Origin of the sequence: Frankia sp. KB5 (assembly GCF_002099325.1) — a bacterium.
Taxonomy (GTDB): Bacteria; Actinomycetota; Actinomycetes; order Frankiales; family Frankiaceae; genus Frankia; species Frankia casuarinae.
Map to the genome: position 1 here is coordinate 54,636 of NZ_MRUJ01000044.1, position 6,475 is coordinate 61,110.

General features: G+C 73.6%; 5 protein-coding genes. All 5 read right to left on the minus strand.

Going from position 1 to position 6,475, the window contains the following annotated elements; genetic code table 11:
- Positions 1-40 precede the first annotated feature (40 nt).
- The 5 genes from KBI5_RS05385 to KBI5_RS05410 all read right to left on the minus strand — a co-directional run bounded on the left by KBI5_RS05385 (position 41) and on the right by KBI5_RS05410 (position 6,160).
- On the minus strand, positions 41-742 hold the full coding sequence (locus tag KBI5_RS05385; protein WP_198537520.1) for a hypothetical protein: 702 nt from the start codon (positions 740-742) through the stop codon (positions 41-43).
- A 121-nt stretch (positions 743-863) separates the two neighbouring features.
- On the minus strand, positions 864-1,040 hold the full coding sequence (locus KBI5_RS26860; RefSeq protein ID WP_023840775.1) for a hypothetical protein: 177 nt from the start codon (positions 1,038-1,040) through the stop codon (positions 864-866).
- 312 nt (positions 1,041-1,352) lie between these two features.
- Positions 1,353-2,621, minus strand: a complete 1,269-nt coding sequence (locus KBI5_RS05395) for a DEAD/DEAH box helicase (RefSeq protein WP_241882669.1) — start codon at positions 2,619-2,621, stop codon at positions 1,353-1,355.
- Between the two features lie 631 nt (positions 2,622-3,252).
- The gene (locus KBI5_RS05405; protein ID WP_085014471.1) at positions 3,253-4,833 is read right to left on the minus strand and encodes a glycosyltransferase 87 family protein; all 1,581 of its coding nucleotides are present in this window, start codon (positions 4,831-4,833) and stop codon (positions 3,253-3,255) included.
- A gap of 25 nt (positions 4,834-4,858) precedes the next feature.
- A complete protein-coding gene (locus tag KBI5_RS05410; protein WP_035911931.1) occupies positions 4,859-6,160 on the minus strand; it encodes a DUF445 domain-containing protein in 1,302 nt (433 codons plus the stop codon).
- Between the last annotated feature and the right edge of the window lie 315 nt (positions 6,161-6,475).

The following is a 6,475-nucleotide window of genomic DNA, read 5'->3' on the forward strand; positions in this document are numbered from 1 at the left end:
ATGGATGATCGTTCGCCAGCGGGTCCGATGCCCGGCGGCGTCAGTCGGCCGCCACCGCCGCCGCCGGGCGTGCGCCGCCTCCCGGCCCAGCCAGTCCAGCACCAGCTCGGCGGTGAGCCTTCGCCTCAAGCATCGGCATGTGGCCGAACCTGTCGAGGATCTCCACCCGCCAGTCCGGGCGTTCCGCGGCGACATGGCGTGCCACGCCCACCGGGATCAGCCGGTCGGCGGAGCCGTGGACGAGCAGCGTCGGTTGCCGGACGGTGCGGACCATGTGCGCGAGCGAGGCCGGGCGCACCAGTGACCAGACGACCGAGCGCGCCGCTCCCACGTACGCCTGGTCCGCGCCGGGGATCCCGCCGCGCTCGCTCTGCGCGCGCACCATCGCCGCGATCGCCGCCGGCGGGACGCGGCCGGGGTCGGCGCAGAGCCGCCGCAGGTTCTCGTCGACGAGCTGGTGGGGGGTGTAGCGGCCGCGGCGGTACGCGAGGACCGCCGCGGCGAGGCGGGGGRCCGGCAGACCGGGGTGAGCAGTGGGGCGAAGGCGAGCCAGGGGAGGTGGGAGCCGCCGAGACCGTGCGCGCACAGCAGCAGCGGGCCGTCGGGTGGCCCCCCCGAGGTCGACGTAGTGCACCGGCCCGTCCAGCTGGGCCCAGAACGACCGGTGGTTCTCCCGGCCGAACGGGTCCGCCGAAACCGGGGGTGTGGTCACCGGGGGTGTGGTGACCGAGGGGGCGGTCACGTCGCGGCTGCTCATGCTGTGACGGTAGGACGACGCTCCTCGTGGCCGACAGACCCGCCAGCGGTGAAGCCGAYGGTGAAACAGCAAGGCCGGCCGCCCGACGGCGGCCGACCTCCAGAAGTCACAGTGACCGGGAGGCGCCGAGYCGGAGCCGGTTCGGGTTTGCGACGGACCCGAACGAGAATGTCTCCGTGGCCGGCTCGAAGACCTCCGCGCCGTCGAGGACGCCGGAGCCGGTCTCCCGCTGACCTGGTAGGGAAAGCCCCGGGACCAGGTGGGTCGTCTCATCCTGTTCCATGCGCAACGCTCCTTCCATCGTTACCGACACCTGTCCCTAAAACGGTATCGAGTGGACGTGGCGCGCAAAGTCTCCAAGTGATCCTGGTCACACCACAAATCCGAACGATGGCGATGCGTTGCGCCCTTCATTGGCCGTCGGATGGCCCTGGCATGCGCGGATCGTGCGCAGAGCATGCGCGAGCCGTTGGTCAGGCGCGTTCAACCGGCCAACCGGCCAACCGGCCCGGTCGAAACCGGGGCCGGTCGGCCGGAGCCCGCGGCCGGGGCGGGACGTCCGGTCGGGCCCGCAGGGGCGCGCCGGAGCCGGCGGTCAGGCTGTCGGTGCCGGTGCGGTGGAGGCCGTTCCGGGAGCGGCGCCCCGGCGCGGCGGGCGGCCGTGCCCGGTCGCCGGYCGCCCGAACCGGTGCCCCTCTCGCCGGGCGGGCCGGTGCTCGTTGCCGCGAGGCGTACCGCCGCCGCGCGGTCCCCGCCCGCCGCCCGTGCGGGCTAGCGGGATCTCGTCCTTGCTGATCCGGGGCGCGGGCGGCCCGGCGAGCTCGAGCACGATCGGATCGTCGGCGGTCGTCGGGATCGGCCTCGCCTCGATCCCGACGGCGCGCAGCAGCCCGCGCACCTTGCCGCGTTCGGCGGGCAGGGTGACGAGCACGTCCGCACCGTCGGCGCCGGCTCGGGCGGTCCGTCCGCCTCGGTGCTGGTAGGTCTTGGCGTCCTCCGGCGGACCGAGGTGCACGACGAGCCGGATGCCGTCAACGTGGATGCCGCGGGCGGCGACGTCGGTGGCGACCAGCACCCGGTAGAAGCCGTCGGTGAAACCGGCCAGCGCCCGGGTCCGCGCCCCCTGTGGCATTCCGCCGTGCAGCGGCTCGGCCGGCACCCCGGCCCGGCTCAGCGACTCGGCCACCCAGTCGGCGTCACGCTGGGTGCGCACGAACACCAGGGTGCGCCCCGAGCCGCCGGCGAGCGCGGTCACCAGGGCGACCTGCGCGGCCCGGTCGACGGCCTCGAGCGCGTGCCGGGCGAGCGTGGTGACCTGGGAGACCTCGGAGTCCACCGCGACCAGGACCGGGTCGGGCAGGTAGWCGCGCACGAGCACCTCGACCTCCCGGTCGAGCGTCGCGCTGAACAGCAGCCGCTGCCCGTCCGCCGGAGTGGCGTCGAGCAGTGCCTTCACCGCGGGCAGGAAGCCGAGGTCACACATGAAGTCGGCCTCGTCCAGGACCGTGATCTCGATCCCGTCCAGCACRCACGCGCCGCGCTCCACCAGATCGGTGAGCCGACCCGGGGTGGCGACGACCAGGTGCACACCGCGGCGCAGCGCGGAGATCTGCCGGCTGATGGACGTCCCGCCGTACACCGGCGCGAGCCGGAGGTTGAGCGCCTTGGTCAGGGGCTCAAGCGCGTCGTTGACCTGCTGGGCCAGCTCGCGGGTCGGCACGAGGACGAGCGCACGGGGCCGGCGGGGCTGGGCCGGCCCCTGGCCGGCCAGGCGGGCGAGCAGCGGCAGCCCGAAGGCGAGCGTTTTGCCCGAGCCGGTCCGGGCCCGGCCGAGGACGTTCTCCCCGGCGAGGACGTCGGGCAGGGTCGATGCCTGGACTGGGAACGGGGYGGCGATGTCCCGGTCGGCCAGCGCCTTGATAAGCCGGCGGGGCAGGCCCGCGGCCTCGAAGGACTCGGCCGGCGGCCGGGGCTCACGCGTGGTGATGGTCGGTCCGGCCGGGCGCGCCGGGCCACCGGAACGGGAGCCGCTGTACCGCGGGCCGCGCCCGCCGGCGCCGCGGCCGCCGGCGCCGCGGCCGCCACCCCGGGCCCCGCCACCGCCCGGACCGCCGCGGCCCCGGGCCGGGCGAGGCTGKCGCTGCGGGGCGTGCGACTGCTGGGAGCCGGGGGACTGCTGGCCCGGGTGGGACTGGGAGTTTCCGTACTGAGACAGAGGATCCGCCGATCAGGTCAGGGCCGCCATGGGTCCACCCGGACTGGATGAGGTGTCCCACACCAGTCCGCGTATCGTCCGGAGGCCGGGGGTACGGCCGGGTTTCGCGACCGGACCCACCGGCGGGTCATCCCCGCTAGGGCGCTCGCACCGACCTCGCACACCCGACCGTTCGGCCGGGCGCGGACGGCCTTGCAAGCCGTCGTTCTGTTCAAGGTACATCGCCGTTCCGCCACGCGGAGTGTGAGAGACGCCGATCCTGCGGCTGTACGTCTCGGGCTCACCCGCTGGTTCGTCCCGGGTTGCTCTTTCGGGCGAGCGGGTCGCCGGCCGCGGTGCGCAGTCCCCGGTCGCGGGCGGTGACGTGCCCGGCCCAGGCCACCAGGGTGACGACGCCGACGAGTGTCCCGTAAGCACCCACCACCCGCCCGGCCGCGCTGTGCCCCGCCGCGAGATTCACCACCGCGTCACCGAGCCCGAACACGACCGCGAGCCCRAGCCCGACCGCGAGCCTGAGCCTGGCGGGCGTCGCAGCCCGCCCGCCCGCCGCCGCGACGGTCCGTCGCCGGGTGGCCGACGGCCGCGACGTCCGACCGGCGTGCAGCGAGCTCAGCACGAGTGGCCCGAGGATCGCCGTGACAGCCAGCAGCTCCATGGTGGTGCTGCGGTGGGGCGTCACGAGGAACCAGGAGCTCACGGCGAACGCGGCGGTCGGACCGGGGGAGACCGGCCCCACGCACGTGGGTGGTTCCACCGGAGTGCCCGATCCCGCGGCGGTGCCCGGTCYCACCGGAGTGCCCGATCCCACGGCGGGGTCCGGCCCGATGGGGGCACCGGATCCGACCCGGCAGCCCGGTCCGACCCCGGCGTCCGCGAGGCTTGGACGAGGCGCGCTGAGTACGAGCAGCGGTGCGACCAGCAGGAGAAGGTAGTGGCTCCACACGATCGGGGAGGCGAGGATCGCGGCGGCGACGGCACCGGCGAACAGCAGCCGTTCGTCGTGGCCCCGCCGGGTGGCCGCCCAGCAGACCGCGAGGACGGCCAGGGCGCAGAGCCGGGCGATCGACGCGGCGGCCTCCATCGCGACACCGATGTTGACAAGCAGGCCGGTGAGGCTGAGCCCGTTCGGGGCCTCCGCCCGGGCGAGCGCGTCCAGCATGCCGACGTAGGTCGCTGTTYCCACCGGGCTGAGCAGCTCACCGGCCAGGAACAGGGCGCCGAGACCGGCGAGGGCCACCATCCAGGCCCGCAACCGGCGGGCGAGCAGCAGCCAGAGCAGCAGCGGCGCGAGAAACAGCTTGCTGTAGACGAGCAACGCGACGACGCCGCCACAGGTCCAGGGCCGGTCGCGTCGTTGCCAGGCCAGTGCCAGCCCCGCGAACAGCAACGCGTTGAGGGTGCCCATCTGCAGCCCGATGATGGTGCACGACGGGGCGATGACCAGCGCGTACACCCGCCAGTCCCGGGCGCCGGCGAGGTGGGTCCCGCCGAGCAGGGCGAGCACGGATCCCGCGACGAAGATGTCGTCCGCATGTGCCAGGCAGGACAGCGGCGCGAACGGCATCGCCGTGAGGTAGGGGTAGACGAACGCGAAGCCGGAGTACACCGCACCCGTGCCGGGGGCGGGATAGGGATCGAGCCCGTGCCGCACGGCCGCGCCGGCCCGCAGGAAGACGTCGACGTCGTAGTGGCCGATCCGGGTGATCAGTCCGAACCAGACCAGCATGATCAGTCCGACGACCGGCAGGGTGGGCCGACCGGGTGGCGTCGGCCATGACACTCCCCGGACGAGCTGTCGGTTATCCGGGCCGGGCCGGCTCCCACGCTCGTCGCCACGGCGATCGTCCTCGTTGCCCCGCATGCTTCCCTCAGCTCCACCCGTTGCGTCAGAAGGCGAGTTCGGTGACCAGGTGGATGATCAGTCCCACGAGGGCGCCGACGACGGTGCCGTTAATCCGGATGAACTGCAGGTCGCGACCGACGTGCAGCTCGATGCGCCGGGAGGCCTCGTCGGGCTGCCAGCGGCCGACAGTATCTCCGATGACCGCGGCGATGTCGTCCTTGTGCCGGCACACCACGCGGGTGGCCGCGTTCGCCACGGTGTGGTCGACGGTGCGCGCCAGCTCCGGATCGGTGGCGAGCTGGGCGCCGAAGGCCGCGAGTTCGTCGGTCGCGCGGACCCGGGCCGTGCTGCCCGGATCGGAGGCAAGATCGAGCAGGATGCTCTTCGCCGTGGCCCACATGGCGGAGATCACCCGGTCGACCTCGGGATGGGCCAGGAGCCGGTACTTGATCTGCTCGACCTGCCGTCCCAGCGCCTCGTCGGTGCGCAGCCGGCCGGCGAAGCCGCGCAGGAACGCGTCCAGGGCGCGGCGTGCCCGGTGCTCGGGGTCGGTGCGCAGCGCCTCGGTGAAGCGCAGCGCCTCGCTGTACGCCTTGGCCGCGACCGCCTCGTCCAGCCACTTCGGAGACCAGCTTGGTGCCCGCTCCTGCACGGTGCGGGCGAAGACCTCCGGGTTCTGCTTCAACCACGTCTCGGCCTCGGTGACGATCACGTCGACCAGTCGATGGTGCAGCCGGTCCTCGACCACCCGTTCCAGCGCCATTCCGAGAGCCCCGGCCCAGGGCCGTTCGACGACGCGGGGCAGCACCGCCTTCTCGACGAGTTCGCGGACCAGGTCGTCGTTCATCCCGGAGAGCACCGCGATGAACCGCTCCGCCGCCTCGGTCGTGACCCGTTCGGCGTGCGACGGCTGGCACAGCCAGGCACCGACCCGGGCGGACACTCCGATGCCGTCGATCTTCTCCCGGATCACGTCCTCGGCGAGGAAGTGGGTGCCGACGAAGTTCTCCAGACTCCGACCAAGCGCGTCCTTACGTCGAGGAATGATCGCCGTGTGCGGGATCGGGAGGCCGAGTGGGTGGCGGAACAGCGCGGTCACCGCGAACCAGTCGGCCAGTGCGCCGACCGCGCCCGCCTCGGTGGCCGCGGCCACGTACCCGATCCACCCCGGGCCACCGTTGGCCTGCCAGCGGGCGGCGAGGAGGTAGATCGTCACCACCGCGGCAAGCAGGCTGCCGGCGATGAGCCGCATCCGGCGAAGCCCGCGGCGCAGGCCCACCTCGTCGGTGGTGCCGCGCGCGAAGCCAGCCGACACCGGCCCGGAGACGCCCTCCGGATCGTTCATCGCCGCCCGTTCGGTCGGCAGCCCGTCCCGCCGCCCACTGAGATCCTCCTGCTCGTTCCGCCAGCCGGATCGGCGCGGACCGACCAGGCTGGCGGGCGAGCCTGGCGGTGCCGGACGCGGCGATCCTCGGCCACCTTATGCGGGAGCACCGCCCATCCGGACCGGCGTGGGGATCATTCGGTCTGGCGCCGGATCCGTTGCTGGATGACGACCAGATCGACGATGGCGACGAGGGCGAGAAAGGCGAGGAAGGCGGCGCCGGCTGTCTGCCCCCGGACGGCGAAGAAACCGGCGAAGACCCCGCAGAACACCAGG